Below are 23,180 nucleotides of genomic sequence, written 5' to 3' on the forward strand. Positions count from 1 at the left end.
ATGTTTATTTAAACTTAAAATAACTTTAAGTAAATATGATTTAATTTTAATAACGTAGCTTTGTGAAAAATAAATAGCAATTCTTCTCCTAAAAAAAATGCTATTTAATAACACAAATTTCCAGTATCTTAGGAAATAAATATGATTACAATTAATACATGACAAAAAAGAAAAAAGGAAACTCCAAAAATAAAGGAATTTCTAACCTAACAAATACCATCTTAAGTATTCTAAAAAAAGAAAGAAATCAAAGTTTTAACTACAAACAAATAGCTGCTAAACTTGGTGTTAATGATGCTAGTAGCAGAAATCAAATTATAAAAAAACTACGCGATTTACAAGGTAAGCAAGAAATTGAAGAAGTAGAACGTGGTAAATTTAAAGCTATCATTAATACAGAATATCACAAAGGTATTTTAGATTCCCAAGCTAGAGGTTCTGGTTATATCATTTGTGATGATTTTGAAGATGACATATACGTGGCATCCAATAATATAAATAAAGCTTTAAATGGAGATGAAGTAGAATTTTATGTTTACAAACGTAGGCATCGTGGTAAACTTGAAGGTGAAATAACTCAAGTTTTAAAAAGAGAAAAGAGTGAATATGTAGGCGTTATCCAAATACAAGAAAAAAAGAATTTTGCTTTTGTTGTTGTTGATAATACAAAAATGAATAAAGATATTTTTGTACCTATTAATAAAACTTTAAAAGCTGAAGATGGTGATAAAGTACTCGTAAAACTTGAAGATTGGCCAGAAAAAGCCGATTCTCCATATGGTAAAGTAATACAAGTTTTAGGGAAACCAGGCGATCATAATACGGAAATTCATTCCATATTAGCCGAATATGGTTTACCTAACGAATTTCCTGATGAAGTAGAAGATTTTGCTAATAAAATTGATACTGCTATTACTAATGAAGAAATAATTAAACGTCGTGATATGCGACAAACTTTAACTTTTACTATCGATCCAAAAGATGCTAAAGATTTTGATGATGCCTTATCTTTTAAAGTATTAGATAATGGTTTATTTGAAATAGGTATTCACATCGCAGATGTATCACATTATGTTCAAGAAGCGACTGTTTTAGATGATGAAGCTTATGAGCGTGCTACCTCAATTTATTTAGTAGATAGAGTAATACCAATGTTACCAGAAATATTATCAAACAATGCGTGTTCTTTAAGACCAAACGAAGAAAAATTAACTTTTTCTGCAGTGTTTGAAATAAATGAAAAAGCCGAGGTTAAAAATCAATGGTTTGGTAGAACAGTAACTTACAGTGATGCGCGTTTTGCTTATGAAGAAGCACAAACTATTATTGAGAGTAAAACGAATGTAATACCACAAGAGGTTTCTTTAACAGGCTTTGAGTATAAAACAGAACAAAATATTGCAGATGCTGTTTTAAAATTAGATGAATTAGCTAAAATAATGCGAAGAAGACGTATGAAAGAAGGTGCTATATCCTTTGATAAAGTTGAAGTTAAATTTAATTTAGATGAAGAAGCAAACCCAATAGGAGTGTATTTTAAAGTTAGTAAAGATGCCAATCATTTAATTGAAGAATTTATGCTACTAGCAAATAAAAAAGTAGCAGAATTTATTGGCAAACAAGCACCAAAAAAAACATTCATATATCGTATTCATGACGAGCCAGATGATAGTAAACTTGCAGCGTTACAAAATATTGTAGGCCGTTTTGGTTATAAACTAAACTTTAAAGACAGAAAAAGTACAACAGCTTCTTTAAATAATTTACTAAAAGAAGTTAATGGTAAAAAAGAGCAAAATTTAGTAGATACACTGGCTATTAGAAGTATGAGTAAAGCGGAGTACTCTACACAAAACATTGGACATTACGGTTTAGCATTCGATTATTATAGTCATTTTACATCACCAATACGTCGTTATCCAGATGTTATGGCACATCGTTTACTACAACATTACATAGACAATGGTAAATCAGTAAATGAAGAGTTTTACGAAGAAAAATGTAACCATTCAAGCAACATGGAAAACTTAGCAACAAAAGCTGAGAGAGATTCTATAAAATACATGCAAATCAAATTTATGGAAGATCATAAAGATGAAGCATTTGTTGGTGTAATATCTGGTGTAACTGATTGGGGAATTTATGTTGAAATAATTTCTAATAAATGTGAAGGAATGGTAAGTGTGAGAGATATGAAAGATGATCATTATGCTTTTGATCAAGATTTGTATGCTATGGTAGGGCGAAACTCAAAAATCATGTATCAACTTGGTGATGAGGTTATTGTAAAAGTTAAAAATACAGATTTAGTAAAAAAACACCTCGATTTTAATTTGATTGGAAAGCCAGAATAAAATTTTAAGGTTCGTATATCGTTTATGTACATTGAAAGTTGCGTGTTTGTGTGAGAGGATTTTTCTTCGGAAAATTAGAAGCTAGCAAACGAGCAACTAACTTTGGTTTAGTATAAAACTAACAATTTTCTATATAATGTGTTTTGTGTAGTTTTTTAACATCCAGGACAGCTTATTACTATTGGTTCAATTATTTCAATTAATTCAGATTTCTTTGGTTTTTTAGGTAATTTCCATCCATCTTTTTCTGACCAGTATTTTTTCCGTTTCTTAATGTTTTCAATTCTTTTTTTGCTTCGTGTTTCCAAAACGAATTAGGATATTCCTTAATCAAAAACTCATAATCTGATATTATCTGATTTGGTGAATTTGACAATTCTGATAGAACTATTTTTTCATAAACTTTAAAAGGTTTTATAAATTCAGAATTTACAGAGTCCAGACTATCCACTAATATTTTATTTTCGATATTAGTAATTCGGTTTTCTAATTCGCTCAATTTCTCAGTCTTGTTACAAGAAGTAACAAATAAGAAAATTAGAAATAATAAAATACTATTTTTCATTTATTGTTCATTTTTTTAAATTACACACATCAACTTTATATGAAATCGTTTTATCTACCGATGTTGAACTAAATTATGTTTTTTTCTGACTAAGTCAAGTTTATCTATTTTCATGTTTGTTTAATTAAGTGTAACTTTAAATTCATTTTAGATACCAATACTAAAAACTATATAATCATGATATTAACAACAACAAATTCAATTGAAGGCCATAAAATTGAAGCTTATTTAGGAATTGTAACAGGAGTTTCCAGTCTGTTAAAAACCTCTTTCTCTTTTAAAACGGAAAAAAATTTAAATATGATTTCTGGTATCATTAATAAAGCAAAAGAGGAAGCGTTTCAACTTTTAAAAATAAACGCTACTAAGTTAAATGCCAGTGCTGTTGTGGGTATTTCTTTAGATATGGAGACAGAAGGCGGAACTTATGTTTTTGTTTCTGTAACAGGTACAGCTGTAAAAATTAAATAAGAAAAACACAATAAATGATAATGTTTTACTAAAATTTTCAGCAATGGAATAATTCTTGATAATTTTACGTTAAACAATAAATAAATCAAACTCATGAAAACATTAGTTAAAATTCTTGTTCTATTTATCACCACAACAATAATCGCCCAAAATACCATAGAAAAAACTGTAGGTGAATTTACCGAGCTTAAAGTGTATGATTTAATCAATGTAGAATTAATAAAATCAAACGAAAATAAAGTTGTTATATCTGGAGAAAACAAAGAAGACGTTTTAATAAATAACAAAAACGGGACTTTAAAGATCAAAATGAAATTAGAAGAAGCTTTTGATGGAAGTAAAACAAAAGTGAAATTGTATTACACTACCGTTGATATTATTGATGTTAACGAAGGTGCTAAGGTAACCTCTGAAGACACTATTAAACAATTTGAAATTGACTTAAAAACCCAAGAAGGAGGTATTATAAAGGTGCCTGTAGATGTAAATTACACCAATATAAAAGCAGTAACTGGAGGTGTTATTGAAACATCTGGAACTTCAAAAACCCAAAATATATCTATATTAACAGGAGGTGTTTATAAAGGAGAATTATTAGACACTGAAAAAACAGAAGTTAACATTAAAGCAGCTGGAGAAGCTTATGTAAAAGCGTCAAAATTAGTTGATATTAAAATTAGAGTAGGAGGGGACGTTTTTGTTTACGGAAATCCAGAAACAGTTAACGAAAGTAAAGTTTTAGGAGGTCGTGTAAAAAGAATCGATTAATAAGAAATTTAATAAAAAGAGACACAAGCCTGCGTTTTCGCAGGTTTTTTTATTTATAACATCTAATAAAAAGCAGTAAAATATTTCTTTACTTTGTGTAAAGCTTCTTTTTTGATTATGATTGATGATATTTTTAGAGCGATTCCCTTTGGTATTATATTAGCCTTTACAATTGGTCCTGTTTTTTTTGTTTTACTTGAAACCAGTGCTACTAAAGGTTTTAAAAGTGCTTTAATTTTTGATGGCGGAGTTATACTGGCAGATATTGTTTTTATTTTAGTAGCGTTTTTTAGCACAAATAAACTTTTAGAAAAAATAAAAGATGATCCTAATTTTTTAATTTTTGGAGGTGTTTTACTCGTTACTTATGGTATTATATCATTTATAAAAACCTCAAATTCTTTTAGAGAAATAGTTAAAGAATATCACAGAATAGAAATTAAAAAAGGCTACGGAAAGCTTTTTTTAAAAGGCTTTTTATTAAACTTTATCAATATAGGAGTTTTATTAGGTTGGGTTGCTTTTATTGTTCTAGCAACTTCATTTACAAGTTCTAAAAACGGTGTAATTGTATTTTTAAGTACTATTTTAATCGTATATTTTTTAGTAGATTTAGTAAAAATAGTGATTGCTAAAAAACTTAAAAATAAATTGACACCTAGACTGATCTTTAAAACAAAAAAAATAATTGCTTTAGTTATTTTAGGTTTTGGTATTCTACTATTAGTTCAGGCTTTTTTCCCTAAAGAAAAGGAATTAATAAAAGAAAGATTAGAACAAATGAGTCCTATAAAAGAAAAGCTTTCAGAAGAATAACTGAAAGCTTTTTTGTTTTGAGGCGTCAAGCGGATTCGAACCGCTGTGGAAGGTTTTGCAGACCTCTGCCTAGCCACTCGGCCATGACGCCAATTATGCTGCAAATGTAAAAAAAATAAACACTTTATAATACTTAAAACTATTTTTTACGCTTCTCAGACATTTTTATTGTTACTTTGGTAACATCTCCACCAATTGGCGGGTTTAATTTACTTACCCAAACAGTAGCTTTTTTTACTAATAGGTCTTCATTAAAAATTCTACCTAAAATACGTTTAGCAACAGTTTCTAGAAGATGTGAAGCTATAGCCATTTCTTCTTTTATTATTCGGTTTAAAAACACATAATCCACAGTATCAGATAATTGATCTGTTTTTGATGATGTTTGTAAATTGGCTTCCACTTCCAAATCAACCCTGTAATCACTACCAATTTTTGCTTCTTCTTTTAAACAACCATGGTATGCAAATATCCGAATGTTTTCAACTTTTATAATACCCATTAGTTTGTAAATAAATCAAAAATATTACTTATTGCGCTCGTTTTTGCTTTATAAAATTCGGTATAAGTACAGTTAGTACACGTAACAGAGCTAAATTTTTTATTCTGAACATCAAAAATTTTAGACCATATTCCGCCCGTAGCTCTCATTTCACTTAAATTGTATTCTAAATTACCACATTTCGGACATTGGTAGTTTGTGTTTTTCATTTTTAATTAGGATTTGATTATACTTAATAATTATAAGTAATCAATTAATAATATTTGTTACGCTTATTAAACTTATTAAGCTAAAATAGCTTGAATTTACGTAATTTTGAAGCTTATTTAGTTGAAATAAATAACAAGCATGTCTGAAGAAAGAAAATCACTCAATTTTATTGAGCAAATAATAGAAGAAGATTTAGCAAACGGAATGTCTAAAAACGATTTGCGTTTTCGTTTTCCGCCTGAGCCTAATGGCTATTTACATATTGGCCACACCAAAGCTATTGGTATTAGTTTTGGTTTGGGCGAGTATTATAATGCACCAGTAAACCTTAGGTTTGATGATACTAATCCAGCAAAAGAAGAGCAGGAATATGTAGATGCTATTAAAGCAGATGTTGCTTGGTTGGGTTATAAATGGGATAAAGAATTATTTTCTTCAGATTATTTTCAACAACTTTATGATTGGGCTGTTATGCTCATTAAACAAGGTAAAGCCTACGTAGATTCCCAATCAAGTGAAGCTATGGCTGAACAAAAAGGCACACCAACACAACCAGGTATTGATGGACCTTTTAGAAATAGAACGATAGAAGAAAACTTGGATTTGTTCAACCGCATGAAAAACGGAGAATTTGATGAAGGTGAACATATTTTAAGAGCAAAAATAGATATGCAGCATCCTAATATGCTGATGCGGGATCCTATCATGTATCGTATTTTAAAAAAATACCATCACAGAACAGGAAATGATTGGTGTATATACCCAATGTATGATTGGACACATGGCGAAAGTGATTACTTAGAACAAATTTCACACTCCTTATGCTCTTTAGAGTTTAAGCCCCACAGAGAGCTTTATGATTGGTTTTTAGACCAACTCATAGATTCTGATAAATTACGTCCTAAGCAACGAGAATTTGCTCGTTTAAACTTAAGTTACACTATTATGAGTAAACGAAAGTTACTTAAATTAGTAGAAGATGGTATTGTAACTGGTTGGGACGATCCGCGGATGCCAACTATTTCTGGCTTACGCCGAAGAGGATATACCCCAAATTCACTTAGAAAATTTGTAGAAACGGTTGGTGTTGCCAAACGCGATAACGTAATTGATGTGTCGCTTTTAGAGTTTTGTATTCGTGAAGATTTAAACAGAACAGCGCCTCGTGTTATGGCTGTTTTAGATCCTGTAAAGGTAGTAATCATTAATTATCCTGAAGCAAAAGAAGCATGGCTAGAAGCAGAGAATAATCAAGAAGATGAAAATGCTGGATTTAGAAAAGTACCATTCTCACGAGAAATTTACATTGAAAAAGATGACTTTAAGGAGGAAGCGGGTAATAACTTTTTTAGATTAAAATTAGGCGGTGAGGTTAGACTCAAAAACGCTTACATTATAAAAGCTGAAAGTGTTGTTAAAGATGAGGTTGGAAATATTACAGAAATACATTGTACCTATTCTGACGATACAGAACGTAAAATCAAAGGAACGCTTCATTGGGTTTCTGTTAAACACGCTATAAAAGCAGAAGTTAGAGAATACGATCGTTTGTTTATGGATGAAGCTCCAGATAGCCATCAAGGCAAAGATTTTATGGAGTTTTTAAATCCAGATTCTCTTAAAGTTATTAGTGCATTTGTAGAGCCGAGTTTAAGTGATGCTAAAATAGGAGACAGATTTCAATTTCAACGTTTGGGCTATTTTAATGTTGATAACGATTCTAATTCTGATAAATTAGTATTTAACAAAACAGTTGGTTTAAGAGATTCTTGGGCTAAACAACAACCTAAACCTCAAGCATCAACTAAACTACAAAATAATCAACAACAACAATCTCAACGAAAAGCCATTGATATAATTCAACAACTAGGAAAAAAATACACCAATTTACCAGAAGCAAAGCAATTAAAAGCAAAAGCTGAAATTAAAGAGCTTGCTAAAGCTGTAAGTTTTGATGAGTTGGAACCTTTATTTAATACTGCTGCTAAAAAAGCAGGTACCCGTATTGCAGTAGCTATAACTCTAGGTGTTTTGTTAAAAAACGGCTTAGAAAAAAACAATTCAATAGAAGATTTTTTAGAAAAAGCAATTATAGATGATAATGAATTATTAGTTCTAGAAGCAAAAAATACGTTATAGTTTTTAGCTTAATGTATTATAAATTAAATACAAACAATTTTTTGTTTATATTTAATTAACAACTAAAACTATTATTATGGAATTTAATTTTATTGCCATCACAGTGGCAGCATTCGTACCGTTAATCGTCGGCTTTTTTTGGTATAACCCAAAAGTTTTTGGAAACCCCTGGATGCAAGCAGCAGGCATTACTGATGAGCAAATAAAAGCAGGTAACATGGCTAAAATATTTGGTCTTGCTTTTGTGTTTGCTTTTTTGCTAGCATTTATGCTTCCAACTGTAGTAAATCATCAAATGGGAGCCATGAGTTTAATGGGAGGAGATGTTGAAAAAGCGCTACCTTCCTATCATGCGTTTATGGATGATTACGGAAATGCTTTTAGAACCTTTAAACATGGTGTTTTACATGGTGTTTTAGTGGGTATATTTTTTGTGTTACCAATTTTAGGAACCAATGCTCTTTTTGAGCGCAAAAGCGCAAAATATATTTTTATTAATGTTGGATTTTGGATTGTAAGTCTTGCAATAATGGGAGGTATTATCTGCGGATGGCAATAATATTTTTTAACGTTTTAACATTTATAAAGACTGAAAATTGTAATTTTCAGTCTTTTTTATTTTTCAATTGATAAACTATAAAGTCTATACATCTTTTAAAGAACTACCTGATTGTTGGGATGCTTTTGTATTTCATGATGTGTTTTTACAATCAAATTATATTCAAGCATTGCAACAAGCTTCACCTAATAACATCCAATGGTTTTATTTAGGTGTTTTTGATGCTGATGTTTTAGTTGGTATTGCTATAATACAGCGTGTACAGTTGTATTTAAAAGATATGTTTAGGCAAACTAAAGTGTCTTGTGTTGAATCATTTTTTCAAGATTTGGTTTCAAAAGTATTAAAAGGAAATGTTTTAGTAGTTGGAAACTTAACACACACAGGTCAGCATGGGTTGTTTTTTAATCAAGATAAAATTTCCCAACCTCAATTTTTAGAGGCTATTCTTTCCGCTTTAAGCGATATTGAAAAAATGATTAAAACCAATCAAAATAAAAAGATAAGAGTAATTATGTTTAAGGATTATTTTGAAAATGATTCGATACATCTTCAGCAAACTATCTTTGACTCTCTGAAACTTCACAAGGTAACCGCACAACCTAATATGATGCTTTTTATAAGGCCAGAATGGGTTAATATCGATAATTATATTGAAAATTTAAACAAAAAATATCGCGACAGATATAAACGTGCTCGAAAAAAACTATCTGCATTACATACAGTAGAATTAAACATGGAAACTATACAAGCAGAATCAAAAACCTTGTACATGTTTTACAGAAATGTATCAAACAACGCCAAGTTTAATACGTTTTTGTTGCCTGAAAACCATTTTTATAGTTTGAAGTACCACCTTAAAGAAAACTTTAAAGTTTATGGGTATTATTTGAATGATAAATTGATTGGTTTTTACTCTTTAATTCTTAATAATGAAAACCTGGAAACTTATTTTTTAGGTTATGATGAAGCATATCAATACACCAATCAATTGTATTTAAATATGCTTTATGACATGTTGATGTTTGGCATTTATAATAGGTTTAAAACCGTAGTTTATGCAAGAACAGCAATGGAAATTAAAAGCTCAATAGGAGCAGAGGCAAAACCTATGTTGGTTTACATGAAACACACAACCCCTTTTTTAAACAGCATTTTAAAGCAGCTTTTTAAATTGATGAATCCAACGCAAGATTGGGAAGAGCGGCATCCATTTAAATAAAAAAACCTCTAAAATTAATTTAAAGGTTTTATGTTTTTGATCTGTTTAATTACTCTTTTTTCTTTTTTGCGTTTTTCATTGCCTCTCCAATTTGGTTACTTGCGGTAAAACTAGCCACCATATCGTTTAGCATATTGCTTCCTGCTTGAGGCGAATTAGGTAATAAAATTAAATTACTATTTGTTTCGCTACCAATAGCTTGTAACGTGTCGTAATGTTGGGTTACTACAATTAATGCCGATGCTTCTTGAGAGTTAATTCCAACACGGTTTAACACATCAACAGACTCTTCTAAGCCACGAGCAATTTCGCGTCTTTGGTCTGCAATACCTTGCCCTTGTAAACGTTTGCTTTCAGCTTCTGCTTTTGCTTTTTCAACAATTAAAATACGTGCGGCATCTCCTTCATATTGTGCAGCCGTTTTTTCTCTATCTGCAGCATTAATCCTGTTCATGGCTATTTTTACTTGAGGATCTGGGTCAATATCGGTAACTAGGGTTCTAATAATATCATAACCATATTCCATCATCGCATCGTTTAGTTCCGTTTTAACGGCAATGGCGATATCGTCTTTTTTCACAAATACGTCGTCTAGTTTCATTTTTGGTACTTCAGCACGAACCACATCAAAAACATAAGAAGTAATTTGCTCATGCGGATAATCTAGTTTGTAAAAAGCTTCATATACTTTTTCAGGGAGTACTTTATATTGTACAGATACTTTAAGTTTCACAAAAACATCGTCTAATGTTTTAGTTTCAATGATGACATCTAATTGTTGAATTTTTAAACTTAATCTTCCGGCAACTCTATCAATTAAAGGGATTTTTAATTGAAGTCCAGATTTTCGAATACTAATAAATTTACCAAAACGCTCAATGATGGCCGCAGTTTGTTGCTTAACCGTAAAAAAAGAAGAAATAAAAATAATTACTCCTAAAAAAATGATAACAGGAAAAAAGAAATTCATAATGTTTTATTTAAAATGGTTAAAAACTTAAGATACTAAATTTATGTTATATTTGGAAACTTACATCTATAAACAATGAAATTTAAGCAATCCTTTTTATTAGTAGCTATAAGCACATGTTTTGTTACAAAAAGCTTCTCTCAAAAAGGGAATTTTAGGATACAAAATGGTATTGGAATTACAGGTGCTATTACAAAATTTAATATTGCAACAAATAATTTCAATACTGTTGAAGGTGATGGTTTTTTAGGAGGTTTGTCTGCCATTGTTGACATCCCTTTAAGATGGTATAATGTGAGTTTTGGTATGCAGTTATCTGAAAATAATATTGACATTTCTGGACGTCCAACCGCAGTTAGCACCAATGAAACTTATATTAATTACAAAATGTTTGCTGCACAAGTAGCCATGTTAATGCATATTAAAGTAATTCCAGATTATTTTACTATTGATGTTGGACCCATGTTGCAATACAATGGCAAGTTAGAGCTTAAAGACAGAACCCAAGAAGGGTATTACGTAAATAATTATAGCAATTTAACCACACAGGATATTACTAACATTTCTCAGTTTAATTTAAATGGCGCTGTTGGTGCCTCCGTTGGGGTTAGAAATTTTAAGCTAAAAGCACAATATATTTATGGGTTTACCAACATCTTAAAAAAGTTAGAAAATCAAAATTTAGATACCTCTGGAGGTGATTCGCGTTTTAAAGGCAATCAAAATATGTTGGTTTTAGGAGCGATTGTTTCTTTTTAATGGTTGAAATTTATTTTGATGAAATTTAAGTTTTCTCTTATTATGGATTACAGTAGATACAATACATGGGGTCTTCTGTTGTTTTTTTATGTGGATACATTTCTTCCTTATTGAAATCGCATTTCGTGCAGTTATAAATATAACTTAAAGTAGAGTTGGAAGGTGAACCACATAAACTACATTTTAATCCTATTTTTATATCTTTAACTCCAAAATCCGGAATATTACATTGAGGGCAACATGAGTTTATTTTTTTAACAAGTTTTTTGGTTGCATTTTCTATTACTAACATTCTACTAGGGTTGTACATTGCTCTCATATCGGTTTCAACATAAACGTTATTGAATTTTTTATATAATAAATAAAACGCTTCTTTTAGTTGTTCCCAGTTTGTAATGTTTTTGATTTTCGAAGAATTAGTCCGTGGGTAGGGAAACACACTAAATTAGCAAAATCAATAAGGTCTTTTTCGTTTTCGATTTCTTTCCAATTGAAATTAGTTTCAATACTTAGTTCTCTAGCAATAATTTCAAGATTATTCTTTTTATCAATAAATATTAAAAACTCATCATCTGCATTTGCAAAAAATATTGATGGATGCGGACTGAAAGAACCTTCACTTGCCAAACCTAAATCGCAGTTATTTAACTTCATTGCCAAAAGGCATTTTTTCATAACGGTTGCTAAAGAATCAAGTTTCCTTTCAATTTCTCCAGAAAAGGTTCCTAATATATCTGTATCAAAAGTTTTATCTTTAAAACAGGTTACTCCCAAGCTTTTTTCAAGAATTGGCGCAATTACAATTTCTTTTTTGTGCTTAGTAGCTATGATTAATTTTCGACGGTTAAACATAAATTGACCATTTCTTTATTTTGTTTTATGCTTTTATAGCTATTTCCATGCCTTTAACCGTTTCGTTAAACCGGCCATTATCGAAAACTAAATTTCCATTTACAAAAGTTTGTTTGATTTCTGTCTGAAACGAAGTTCCTTCTAGTGGCGACCACTTACATTTGTATAAAAGATTGTCTTTAGCAACTGTCCACTTACTGTTTAAATCAACCAAAGTCAAGTCCGCATAATAACCTTCTCTGATGAATCCTCTATTTCTCATATTGTATAATACAGCTGGATTATGGCACATTTTCTCAACTATTTTCTCTAGCGTTATTAGACCTTGTTTGTAAAACTCTAACATACAATTCAGAGCGTGCTGAACCATTGGTGCGCCTGACATTGATTGAAAATAGGGTTTCTCCTTTTCTTCTAAAGTGTGTGGTGCATGGTCTGTAGTTATAATGTCTATCCTATCGTCAAGTAGAGCTTGTAATAAACCCTGTTTGTCTTGTTCTGTTTTTATGGCTGGATTCCACTTTATAAGCATGCCAAGTTGGTCATAATCTTTATCTGAAAACCATAAATGTTGTACAGAAACTTCGGTTGTTATTTTTTTCTCTTGTAAAGGAATGTCATTCTGAAATAGGTGAGTTTCCGCTTCGGTTGTTAAATGTAAAATATGAAGCCTTGCGTTGTGTTTTTGTGCTAAAGTAATAGCGCGTTTAGTCGCCTCATAACAACCTTCAGCACTTCTAATAATTGGATGAAATTTGGCAGGAATATTTTCTCCATACTTTTCTTTAAAATCATTTTCATTTGCTTCTATAATTTCTTCTTTCTCAGAATGAATAGCAATAATCGATTTGCAGTTAGCAAATAGTTTTTCCATTTTTTCTGGACTGTCAGCTAATAGATTTCCTTTTTTTGTAAAATATAAGCCGTCATCAGAAACTCCAATAAATTGACTAGTATCCAATTTTATTACGTCATCAATATTATCTCCATTAACACCGAGAAAAAAGGAGTAGTTTGCTAAAGATTTTTGTGAAGCAATTTCATTTTTTTCTCTTAAACTTTCAACGGTTAAAATATTTGGTACTGTATTTGGCATATCAATAAAAGAAGTCACACCACCTGATACAGCCGCTTTGCTTTCTGTATATAAATCTCCTTTATGGGTAAGTCCAGGATCTCTAAAATGTACCTGTCCATCTATAATTCCTGGAAATAGGTGTTTACCTGCTCCGTTAATTACTATGTAATGCGGTTTACTATCAATATTTCCAATTTGGTTAATTAGTCCATCTATTAAAAGCACATCAGCTACAAATGATTTCCCTTCGTTAACAATTGTAGAACTTTTAATTAAAATACTTTGATTCATTACCTATTTTTTGAAACTATCGTTTTTATCACATTGTCAATTAAGAATACGTATAAAGAGGTTAATTTTTAATATCTATGTCAAACGAATTTAGCTGATAATTTTTACAAAGCCAAGTAGTGTTTTTAAATTTATACCAATGTTTTAATCAAATTGTTAATACGTTTTATGGTTTCGTTTTTTCCAATCATAAACATTATATCAAAAACATCGGGTCCTTGTAAAGCGCCAACAAGCGCTAAACGCAATGGCATCATTACAGCTCCAAAACCAATATTACTCTTAGTTATCCAGCCTTTAATAGCCGTTTGTAGATTTTCTATGGTAACGTTTTCAATACTATCAATAATATTATTTACATCAGTTAAAACAGCTTTAGTGTTTTCTTTAAATGCTTTTTTGCATGCTTTTTCATCGTATGATGAAGGTGCCATAAAAAAGAAATGACTGAGGCCCCAAAAGTCTGAAACAAAAGTGGCACGTTCTTTAATCATTCCAATCACCATCGAGATATAGTTTACATCGATATCTAAAAGTTTAGGTTCCATATTTTTATAAGCTTCAGCTAATGCATCATCATTTTGTTCTTGCATATAATGGTGATTAAACCATTTAATTTTATCAGGATCAAAACGTGCTCCCGATTTATTAACACGCTCTAGCTCAAAACTATTTATAAGTGCATCTAGATTAAAAATTTCTTGTTCTGTGCCAGGGTTCCACCCTAAAAAAGCTAAAAAGTTAACCATAGCTTCTGGGAAATAACCAGCTTCTTTATAACCGCTTGATACCTCACCATCTGGTGCAAGCCATTCTAGAGGAAATACAGGAAATCCTAATTTATCACCATCACGTTTACTTAATTTTCCTTTACCTGTGGGTTTTAGTATAAGTGGTAAATGCGCAAATTCTGGAGTTTCCCAATCAAATGCTTTGTATAATTGATAGTGGAGGGCTAATGATGGCAACCATTCTTCACCACGAATTACATGCGTAATTTCCATCAAATGATCATCTACAATATTTGCTAAATGGTAAGTAGGCATACCATCACTTTTAAATAATACTTTATCATCTAAAATATTGGTATCTATTTTAATATCTCCACGAATGATATCTTTTAAATGTAACGTTTCGTCTTGTGGGCTTTTAAAACGGATTACATAATCTTCTCCAGCATCAATTTTTGTTTTCACTTCTTCTGCGCTAAGCGATAAAGAATTACTTAATTTTAAACGGTTATGCCAGTTATAGATAAATGTTTTTCCCTTTTCTTCGTGGTCTGTTCTATGAAAATCTAAAGCTTCAGCTGTATCAAAAGCATAGTAAGCATTTCCAGAAGCAATTAAATCATCAGCATATTTTTTATACAAATGCTTGCGCTCGCTTTGTCTGTAAGGGCCAAATTTTTCATTTTTTTCTGGGCCCTCATCAAAAGGAATTCCACTCCAATTCAAGGCATCAATAATATATTTTTCTGCACCTTCAACGTAACGGTTTTGGTCGGTATCTTCTATACGTAAAATAAAAGTACCTCGATGTTTTTTTGCAAATAAATAGTTAAATAACGCTGTACGCACACCACCTATATGTAAAGGACCTGTAGGACTAGGTGCAAAACGCACACGAATATTTTTTGTCATGTTTTTAGATTTGTGGCAAAGATAAATATTAAGATAGAAGACAGAAGCTTGTATGAAAAACTTTTTGTTTTTAAATATTCATATCTTTTGGAATCCTTTTATTCATTATTTTAAACCATAAAGGCGGAAAAAGCGATAATACCATTGAAGTGGGATACCCATAAGGCATTTGAGGACTCGTTTCATGGCAATTTAAAATCTGATACTTTTTATTTGTTTTATAATGATGATCACTATGGCGTGTTAATTCATATAAAATAATCCTGCCGATTACATGGTTTGAATTCCATGAGTGAATCTCTTTAACGCGCTCGTATCTCCCAGAGGTAGTTTTTAACCGAAGTAAGCCATAGTGCTCTATGTAATTTACAGTTTCAAGAAGGATAAACCCTGATATTGCAGAAAACATAGAAAAAACAAGTCCAGTTTTCCCAAAAAAAATGGTAACAAGTGTTAAGAATAGAATCTGTAAAAAAACATACCATAGCATATCATTTTTAAAAGAGGTTGTACTTAATTTATTTTGTAATAAAAGTGTTTTTTGAATTGTCCAAGCGCTTTTATATTGTCTGAAAACTGACGTAACCCAAAACGAATAGACACTTTGGTTGTATCTAGCAGTTGCAGGATCTTCTTTTGTTGCGGCATGTAAATGATGTCCGTAATTATGTTCAATATAAAAATGCATATATAGCGAAGGTAGCAATAAGGCTTTCCCTAAAAAACGCTCATTTGTAGTTTGTCGGTGACCCAACTCATGTGCAACATTAATACCGTTTACACCCAAAACAATCCCCATAGAAATGATTAGTCCAATAAACTCATACGTTTCTAATGCTTTTGTTGATGACGTTATTAAAGCCAAAAGAAGTAACCCATATACAATTGGAAAATTTAAATATAATAACCAATCAAACAGCTTTTTAAGCTTTAAAGACTCAGCCTTAGTTTCTGAAATATTATGGTTATCAATTGGTAGAATAATTTCTAATAAAGGAATTATAACAAATGCATAAAATGGTGTTAAAAATGAAAATATGTCTTGATATTGTAAACCGATAAAACACATTAAAGGAATGGAAAAAGAAGCTAAATATTTTAAATCTTTCATAACTAGCAACAATTTTATCGTCTAAGTGTCATATTAACTAAGTTTTGGTAAAGTTAGTAAATTGAAGTATAAAATAAAATTGTAGTTTAGTAAGTTAAATAACCTAAGTTGAGTAATTTCCAAAACATACAAAATAAATTAGAAGCGTTTATTAGAAGATTTTACACTAATGAATTACTTAAAGGCACCATTTTGTTTTTTTCTATTGGGCTACTTTATTTCTTATTTACTTTATTCGTTGAGCATATTTTATGGCTAAACACAACCGCTAGAAGTATTTTATTTTGGCTTTTTATTGCAGTAGAAATTAGCTTGTTGGTTAAGTTTATTATGTTCCCACTTGCTAAATTGTTTAAACTTCAAAAAGGGTTGAATTTTGAAGAGGCTTCAAAAATTATTGGAAATTATTTTCCTGAGGTAAATGATAAGTTATTGAATGTTCTTCAACTTAATAAAAATAAGTCTAAATCAGAATTATTACTTGCAAGTATTGATCAAAAATCAATTGAGCTCAAACCAATTCCCTTTAAATTAGTTATTAATTTTAAAAAGAACATTAGGTATTTAAAATACGCTGCTATACCTGTTTCAATTCTTTTTATCACTTTTTTAACAGGCAATTCTAATTGGTTTAGTAATAGTTACGAAAGGTTTGTTCATTACAAAACAGCTTATGAGCCACCAGCTCCTTTTGAGTTTTTTGTTGTTAATGATAATTTGAACGCCATTGAAAACAAAGATTTTAAATTGATTGTTAAAACAGCAGGAGAGTTGTTGCCTGAAAGCGCTCAAATAACTTATAATAATGAAACCTATTTTCTGCAACAAACAGCCATTGGCACATTTGAATATGTCTTTTCAAGACCTAAACAGCCTATAGTATTTAGGCTAAGCGCTAATGAAGTTAACTCTAAACCTTATACCATTAATGTTGTTGAAACCCCATTAATTCTTGGCTTTGATATGGTTTTAGAATATCCTAAACATACCAATAAAACTAATGAAGTTTTAAAAAGTACAGGGAATGCTTTAGTGCCAGAAGGTACCCGAGTTAAATGGCAAATTCAAACAAAATCTACCGACAATGTTTTTATATTTTCCGCAGATACATTGAGTTTTAATTCGAATAAACAAGATATTTTTGAAGCTTCAAAACAGTTTTTTAGTAATTATAATTATATACTTAGCTCGAGTAATAAACAGCTTAATAATTACGAAAATTTAGAATTTGCTATTGATGTGATAAAAGATCAATATCCAGAAATAGATTTAAAAGTAGAACAAGATAGTTTAGATTTACAAACGCTTTATTTTTATGGGCAATTAACAGATGATTATGGTTTTACTAAGCTTCAATTGGTTTATTATCCAGTTGATAATATTCAAAATAAATTGTTTAAAATCTTACCAATTTCCAAGTCTAATATCTCTGATTTTACTACAGTTTTTCCTAATAATTTAAATATACAACCAGGTATTCCTTACGAATTATATTTTCAAGTATTTGATAATGATTTTTTTCACAATTTCAAGAGCGTTAAAAGTAACATTTTTACTTACAGAAAGAGAACCAAAGATGAGGAGATTAAAAAGCAGCTTGCAGATCAAAATGAAACGATTAAAGATTTAAATAAATCTTTAGAAAAGTTTAATGAACAAGAAAAGAGTTTAGACGAAATAACTAAGACTCAGAAAGAAAAATCTACTTTAAACTTTAATGATAAAAAAAAGCTAGAGTCATTCCTTAACCGCCAAAAGCAACAAGATGAAATGATGAAGAATTTCAACAAAAAACTGAAAGATAATCTAGAGGATTTCCAAAAAGAATCAATTAAAGAAGATATTTTTAAAGAAGACTTAAAAGAACGATTAAAAGAAAACGAAGAAAAGCTTAAGCAAGACGAGAAGCTCTTAGAAGAACTAGAAAAGTTACAAGATAAAATTAATAATGAGGAACTAACCGAAAAGCTAGAAGATCTTGCTAAACAAAACAAGAACAAAAAAAGAAGTTTACAACAGTTATTAGAGCTTACAAAACGCTTTTACGTTGAAAAGAAACTAGATAAGTTGAAAGAGGATTTAATTAAGCTTTCAAATGACCAAGAAAAACTTTCAAATAAATCTGAAGAAGAGAATACTAAAGATAAGCAAGAAGCATTAAACAATGCTTTCGAAAATTTTAAAAAGGACATCGAACAATTAGAAAAAGATAGTAAAGAATTAAAAAAGCCTATTGATATTCCTAGAGATAAGTTAGATGAAAAAGAAGTAGTAACCGAACAAAAACAAGCTACCGATGCGCTTAATAAAAAGGAACAGGAAAAAGCTTTAGATAAAGAAAAAATTGAACCATCAGATTCTGATAATCAAAATTCAAAAAATGCTAAAAAGAGTCAAAAGAAAGCTGCTCAAAAAATGAGGCAAATGAGTCAGAAAATGCAAGGTGCTATGCAGTCTGCAAGTGGAGATCAAATGCAAGAAGATGTTGAAATGCTTAGACAAGTTTTAGACAACCTAGTTTTATTTTCGTTCGATCAAGAAATTTTAATGAATCAGTTTAAAAGTATTGAAGATGATAATAGCAAGTTTGCAAACTATTTAAACAAGCAAAACAATCTTCGAGAACATTTTGAACATGTTGACGATAGTCTTTTTGCTTTATCACTTCGAAATCCTAAACTCTCAGAAAAAGTAAATAAAGAAATAACAGATGTTTATTATAATATTGAAAAATCACTTACTTTATTATCTGATAATCAAGTCTATCAAGGTGTCTCTAGTCAACAATTTACTATAACTTCAGCTAATAATTTAGCCGATTTTCTTAGTGATGTACTAGATAACATGCAAGAAAATATGAGTATGTCAGCCGGCAAAGGCGGAGAAGGTGATATGCAAATGCCAGACATTATAATGAGTCAAGATGAACTTAATAAAATGATGGAAGAAGGCGTGAGGAAAAATCAACAAGGAAAACCTAAAGACGGTGAAGGAAAAGATGAGGGAGAAGGTGACAAAGAAGGTGATAATGGAAATAATGATAAGCAAGGTAAAAAAGGAGAAAAAAATAGAAGAAATGAGACCGATTCAGATGTTGAAGGTTACGGGATTAAGGAAGAATTAGACGGACTGCTTTATGAAATTTATCAGCAACAACAACAACTTCGTAATGCTTTACAAGAAAAACTATCTAAAGATGGCAAAACAAGTAATGGTGATGTTATGCTTAGACAAATGGAAGAGATTGAAATGGACTTATTAAATGAGGGCTTTACCAATCAAACACTTCAAAAAATGATTCAACTTAAGCATCAATTATTAAAGTTAGAAAATGCATCTTTTCAACAAGGAGAAGAAGATAAAAGAGAATCTGTAACTAATAATAATAGATTCTTTAATACTAATTTGTACCAAATACCTACTAACAAACAATATTTTAATACAACTGAAATTTTGAACAAACAAGCATTACCTTTGCAACAAGTTTATAAAAAGAAAGTTCAAGAATATTTTAAAAAGCAGAATGATTAGTTATAATTATGAAATTGACTTTTCTATTGACAACGAAGCTAGTTTAACTCAATGGATTGCTAATACTTTAGAATCAGAAAACTTTATTTTAGGCGATATCAATTATGTGTTCTGTGATGATGAATTTTTATTGAAATTAAACATCGAATATCTCAATCATGATACGTTAACCGATATTATTAGCTTTGATTATTCTATAGGAAAAATTGTACATGGAGAGATTTTTATTTCAGTTGAAAGGGTAAAAGATAATGCCATAGATTATGGTGTTTCTTTTGAAGAAGAATTAAACCGAGTTATTATTCATGGCATTTTACACTACTGTGGTTACAAAGATAAAACAGCCACTGAATCTGAGTTAATGAGGTCTACAGAAAATCACTATTTAAGTCAGTTATTTTAAAATCTAATAAATCAATTATATATTTGCACACCAGTTTTCTCTAAGTGTTCCACGTGGAACACGTTTAATGTTACAAAGTATAAGTTATGTTTAATGAAGTTTATGATGTCATTGTTGTAGGAGCTGGTCACGCTGGTAGTGAGGCTGCTGCTGCTGCTGCTAATATGGGTAGCAAAACTTTACTTGTAACCATGAATCTTCAAAACATTGCTCAAATGTCTTGTAATCCCGCTATGGGCGGTATTGCTAAAGGTCAAATTGTAAGAGAGATCGATGCTCTTGGTGGTTATTCAGGTATTGTTTCTGATACGTCTGCTATTCAGTTTAAAATGTTGAACAAGTCCAAGGGTCCAGCTATGTGGAGTCCTAGGGTTCAAAGTGATCGTATGCGTTTTGCTGAAGATTGGAGGTTGCTTTTAGAAAATACTCCTAATTTAGATTTCTATCAGGACATGGTTTCTGGTCTTTTGATTAAACAAAATAGAGTAATTGGTGTTAAAACATCTCTTGGAACTGATATTAAAGGAAAATCTGTTGTGTTAACTAATGGAACCTTTTTAAACGGGTTAATACATATTGGAGATAAAAATTTTGGTGGGGGAAGGGCAGGTGAAAGAGCTGCTACTGGAATTACTGAACAACTTGTCGGCATAGGTTTTGACTCAGGTAGGATGAAAACTGGAACTCCTCCTAGAGTTGATGGCAGAAGTTTAGATTATTCTAAAATGATTGAACAGCCCGGTGATGATAACCCTGAAAAATTCTCGTATTTAGATGTTACAAAACCTTTAGAATTACAAAGGTCTTGTTATATGACTTATACGAGTGAATTAGTTCATGATTTATTAAGAGAGGGTTTTGATAGGTCTCCTATGTTTAATGGCCGAATTAAAAGTTTAGGTCCTCGTTATTGCCCTTCTATTGAAGATAAAATAAATCGTTTTTCGGATAAAGATAAACACCAATTGTTTATTGAGCCTGAAGGCTGGAAAACTTGTGAGGTTTATGTAAATGGTTTTTCAACGTCTTTACCTGAAGATGTTCAGTTTAAAGCTCTCAGATCTGTAGTTGGTTTTGAAGATGTTAAATTTTTCAGACCTGGCTATGCGATAGAATATGATTATTTTCCACCAACACAGTTAAAGCATACCTTAGAAACTAAACTAGTAGATGGTTTATATTTTGCCGGTCAAATAAACGGTACTACTGGCTATGAAGAAGCTGCATCTCAGGGTTTAATGGCTGGTATTAATGCTAGTTTAAAAGTACAAGAAAAAGATCCCTTTATATTAAAAAGAGATGAAGCTTACATAGGAGTTTTAGTCGATGATTTAATCACAAAAGGTACTGATGAGCCATACAGAATGTTTACTTCAAGAGCAGAATATAGAACTTTGTTACGTCAAGATAATGCTGATTTAAGATTAACCCCAAAAGGTTTTGAGCTAGGTTTAGCCTCAGAAAAACGTCTTAAACGTATGGAGGAAAAGCACAATGCAGCTGAAAAGTTTGTAGAGTTCTTTGGAAGCACAAGTGTTAAACCAGAAGAAATTAACCCTATTTTAGAAGAAAAAGAATCTGCACTTGTCACTCAATCTGGTAAGCTTTTTAAGGTTTTTTCTAGGCCTAACATTGTTATGGATGATATTAGAAAAATTGAATCTGTTGAGAATTACATTCAGCAAAATGATTTAGATAGAGAGGTTATTGAACAAGCTGAAATTCAAGTTAAATATTCTGGATATATTAGCAAAGAAAAAAATAATGCTGATAAATTGACGCGTTTAGAGTACGTAAAGATTCCTTTAGACTTTGACTATTCTCAAATTAAATCCATGAGTTTTGAAGCGCGTGAAAAACTCAAGAAAATCCAACCAACAACAGTCTCTCAGGCATCTCGAATTAGTGGTGTCTCTCCAAATGATATTTCTGTTTTATTGGTTTATATGGGTAGATAATTTTAAACGTTCCACGTGGAACATCAAAATTTTTGAAAAATATTTGTGAATTCGTGGTAAAAGAGAACTCAAAATCACTTTACATTAAGGTTAAAGATTATTCCGTTTCGGGTGAATATTTTGAATTAATTACTAATTTAAAATATGGATTTTTAGAAACTACACCGCAACCTATTTTAGAAAAACTATCCGATTATTATCAAAGTGAAGATTACATTTCTCATACAGATTCAAAACGAAATCTTTTTGAAAAAGCTTATCATTTAGTTAGAAAAATTTCTTTAAAAAAGAAGTTGAATTTAATTAATAAGTATTCAAAAGATAGTAAAAATTTATTAGATATTGGATCTGGAACGGGAGATTTTTTACAAACAGCACAGCAGAACAATTGGAATGTTTCAGGAATTGAACCAAACGAACAAGCTAGAAATATTGCTAACATAAAAACAAATAATTCTGTTTTTAAAACAGAACAACTTACAAAACTTGAAGCATTTAGTTTTGACGTCATTACTCTTTGGCATGTTTTAGAGCATTTGCCAAATTTGCAACAACAGATAAAAGAAATAAAAAACAAATTGAAACCAAATGGTGTTTTAGTTGTTGCTGTACCAAATCATATGAGCTATGATGCAAAATATTATAAAAATTATTGGGCGGCTTATGATGCCCCAAGGCATCTTTGGCACTTTAATAAAGATTCAATAGCTAGGTTGTTTTTAAATGAATCGATGAAAGTTGTAAAAATTAAGCCTATGCTTTTTGATGCTTTTTATGTTAGTATGCTTTCAGAAAAATATAAGTCCGGTAAAATGAAATTTATTAAAGGTTTTTTGATTGGTTTGATTTCAAATTCAAAGGCAATGATATCTAAAGAACATTCTTCTCTAATTTATATCATCAAAAACAATTAATAATTGATTTAAAGCGCGTGTTTTGAAGATTTCAACATCGAATAGATAAATATTAGGTTTATTA

The 23,180-nt window shown here is 30.5% G+C and carries 19 protein-coding genes, 1 tRNA gene and 1 pseudogene; 12 read left to right on the top strand and 9 right to left on the bottom strand.

Annotated features, from left to right (window positions below; all coding sequences use genetic code 11):
• Window positions 1-158: 158 nt before the first annotated feature.
• Window positions 159-2,354, top strand: coding sequence for a ribonuclease R (gene rnr, locus AC1XJX_RS05630; RefSeq protein ID WP_482002992.1), 2,196 nt, complete (start codon window positions 159-161; stop codon window positions 2,352-2,354).
• A 199-nt stretch (window positions 2,355-2,553) separates the two neighbouring features.
• Here the strand turns inward: rnr and AC1XJX_RS05635 are convergent, their stop codons facing one another.
• Window positions 2,554-2,919 (bottom strand): hypothetical protein, encoded by a 366-nt coding sequence (locus AC1XJX_RS05635; RefSeq protein WP_482002993.1) that lies wholly within the window; start codon window positions 2,917-2,919, stop codon window positions 2,554-2,556.
• 177 nt (window positions 2,920-3,096) lie between these two features.
• On the opposite strand from AC1XJX_RS05635, the gene AC1XJX_RS05640 reads away from it, so the two are divergent.
• The 3 genes from AC1XJX_RS05640 (at window position 3,097) to AC1XJX_RS05650 (ending at window position 4,974) form a co-directional block, all read left to right on the top strand.
• A complete protein-coding gene (locus AC1XJX_RS05640; RefSeq protein ID WP_482002994.1) occupies window positions 3,097-3,390 on the top strand; it encodes a YbjQ family protein in 294 nt (97 codons plus the stop codon).
• 93 nt (window positions 3,391-3,483) lie between these two features.
• A complete protein-coding gene (locus tag AC1XJX_RS05645) occupies window positions 3,484-4,158 on the top strand; it encodes a head GIN domain-containing protein (protein WP_482002995.1) in 675 nt (224 codons plus the stop codon).
• A gap of 117 nt (window positions 4,159-4,275) precedes the next feature.
• A complete protein-coding gene (locus tag AC1XJX_RS05650; protein WP_482002996.1) occupies window positions 4,276-4,974 on the top strand; it encodes a LysE family translocator in 699 nt (232 codons plus the stop codon).
• A gap of 20 nt (window positions 4,975-4,994) precedes the next feature.
• On the opposite strand, the gene AC1XJX_RS05655 is transcribed toward AC1XJX_RS05650, so the two are convergent.
• The 3 genes from AC1XJX_RS05655 to AC1XJX_RS05665 all read right to left on the bottom strand — a co-directional run bounded on the left by AC1XJX_RS05655 (window position 4,995) and on the right by AC1XJX_RS05665 (window position 5,685).
• Window positions 4,995-5,065 (bottom strand) — tRNA-Cys (locus AC1XJX_RS05655).
• A gap of 48 nt (window positions 5,066-5,113) precedes the next feature.
• On the bottom strand, window positions 5,114-5,476 hold the full coding sequence (folB, locus tag AC1XJX_RS05660; RefSeq protein WP_482002997.1) for a dihydroneopterin aldolase: 363 nt from the start codon (window positions 5,474-5,476) through the stop codon (window positions 5,114-5,116).
• Complete coding sequence (locus tag AC1XJX_RS05665; RefSeq protein WP_482002998.1) at window positions 5,476-5,685, bottom strand: zinc ribbon domain-containing protein; 210 nt, start codon at window positions 5,683-5,685, stop codon at window positions 5,476-5,478. Before AC1XJX_RS05665 ends, folB begins: the two co-directional genes overlap by 1 nt.
• 139 nt (window positions 5,686-5,824) lie before the next feature.
• Here AC1XJX_RS05665 and AC1XJX_RS05670 point away from each other — a divergent pair, with 139 nt between their 5' ends.
• The 3 genes from AC1XJX_RS05670 (at window position 5,825) to AC1XJX_RS05680 (ending at window position 9,606) form a co-directional block, all read left to right on the top strand.
• On the top strand, window positions 5,825-7,825 hold the full coding sequence (locus AC1XJX_RS05670) for a glutamine--tRNA ligase/YqeY domain fusion protein (RefSeq protein WP_482002999.1): 2,001 nt from the start codon (window positions 5,825-5,827) through the stop codon (window positions 7,823-7,825).
• A gap of 76 nt (window positions 7,826-7,901) precedes the next feature.
• Window positions 7,902-8,384 (top strand): DUF1761 domain-containing protein, encoded by a 483-nt coding sequence (locus tag AC1XJX_RS05675; protein WP_482003000.1) that lies wholly within the window; start codon window positions 7,902-7,904, stop codon window positions 8,382-8,384.
• A gap of 67 nt (window positions 8,385-8,451) precedes the next feature.
• A complete protein-coding gene (locus tag AC1XJX_RS05680) occupies window positions 8,452-9,606 on the top strand; it encodes a GNAT family N-acetyltransferase (RefSeq protein ID WP_482003001.1) in 1,155 nt (384 codons plus the stop codon).
• Window positions 9,607-9,655: 49 nt separating this feature from the next.
• On the opposite strand, the gene AC1XJX_RS05685 is transcribed toward AC1XJX_RS05680, so the two are convergent.
• Complete coding sequence (locus AC1XJX_RS05685) at window positions 9,656-10,576, bottom strand: SPFH domain-containing protein (protein ID WP_482003002.1); 921 nt, start codon at window positions 10,574-10,576, stop codon at window positions 9,656-9,658.
• A 75-nt stretch (window positions 10,577-10,651) separates the two neighbouring features.
• On the opposite strand from AC1XJX_RS05685, the gene AC1XJX_RS05690 reads away from it, so the two are divergent.
• Complete coding sequence (locus AC1XJX_RS05690; protein ID WP_482003003.1) at window positions 10,652-11,335, top strand: hypothetical protein; 684 nt, start codon at window positions 10,652-10,654, stop codon at window positions 11,333-11,335.
• 40 nt (window positions 11,336-11,375) lie between these two features.
• Here the strand turns inward: AC1XJX_RS05690 and AC1XJX_RS05695 are convergent.
• The 4 genes and pseudogenes from AC1XJX_RS05695 to AC1XJX_RS05710 form a co-directional block, all read right to left on the bottom strand.
• Window positions 11,376-12,187 (bottom strand): annotated as a pseudogene (locus tag AC1XJX_RS05695) (DUF6671 family protein).
• Between the two features lie 25 nt (window positions 12,188-12,212).
• The gene (locus AC1XJX_RS05700; RefSeq protein WP_482003004.1) at window positions 12,213-13,556 is read right to left on the bottom strand and encodes a dihydroorotase; all 1,344 of its coding nucleotides are present in this window, start codon (window positions 13,554-13,556) and stop codon (window positions 12,213-12,215) included.
• A 131-nt stretch (window positions 13,557-13,687) separates the two neighbouring features.
• Entirely contained in the window at window positions 13,688-15,199 is a 1,512-nt protein-coding gene (gene gltX, locus AC1XJX_RS05705; RefSeq protein ID WP_482003005.1) for a glutamate--tRNA ligase, read from the bottom strand.
• Between the two features lie 70 nt (window positions 15,200-15,269).
• Window positions 15,270-16,310: an alkane 1-monooxygenase gene (locus AC1XJX_RS05710; RefSeq protein ID WP_482003006.1), complete on the bottom strand. Its 1,041-nt coding sequence runs from the start codon at window positions 16,308-16,310 to the stop codon at window positions 15,270-15,272.
• A gap of 108 nt (window positions 16,311-16,418) precedes the next feature.
• Between AC1XJX_RS05710 and AC1XJX_RS05715 the strand changes: the two genes are divergently transcribed.
• From AC1XJX_RS05715 to AC1XJX_RS05730, 4 genes are all read left to right on the top strand, one after another.
• Window positions 16,419-19,841 carry a hypothetical protein gene (locus AC1XJX_RS05715; RefSeq protein ID WP_482003007.1) on the top strand — a complete coding sequence of 1,141 codons (3,423 nt, stop codon included), beginning with the start codon at window positions 16,419-16,421 and terminating at the stop codon, window positions 19,839-19,841.
• The gene (gene ybeY / locus AC1XJX_RS05720) at window positions 19,834-20,244 is read left to right on the top strand and encodes an rRNA maturation RNase YbeY (RefSeq protein WP_482003008.1); all 411 of its coding nucleotides are present in this window, start codon (window positions 19,834-19,836) and stop codon (window positions 20,242-20,244) included. Before AC1XJX_RS05715 ends, ybeY begins: the two co-directional genes overlap by 8 nt.
• A gap of 86 nt (window positions 20,245-20,330) precedes the next feature.
• On the top strand, window positions 20,331-22,202 hold the full coding sequence (gene mnmG / locus AC1XJX_RS05725) for a tRNA uridine-5-carboxymethylaminomethyl(34) synthesis enzyme MnmG (RefSeq protein ID WP_482003009.1): 1,872 nt from the start codon (window positions 20,331-20,333) through the stop codon (window positions 22,200-22,202).
• Window positions 22,203-22,234: 32 nt separating this feature from the next.
• On the top strand, window positions 22,235-23,116 hold the full coding sequence (locus AC1XJX_RS05730) for a class I SAM-dependent methyltransferase (RefSeq protein WP_482003010.1): 882 nt from the start codon (window positions 22,235-22,237) through the stop codon (window positions 23,114-23,116).
• The last annotated feature ends 64 nt before the right edge of the window (window positions 23,117-23,180 follow it).

The organism is Flaviramulus sp. (assembly GCF_982512915.1).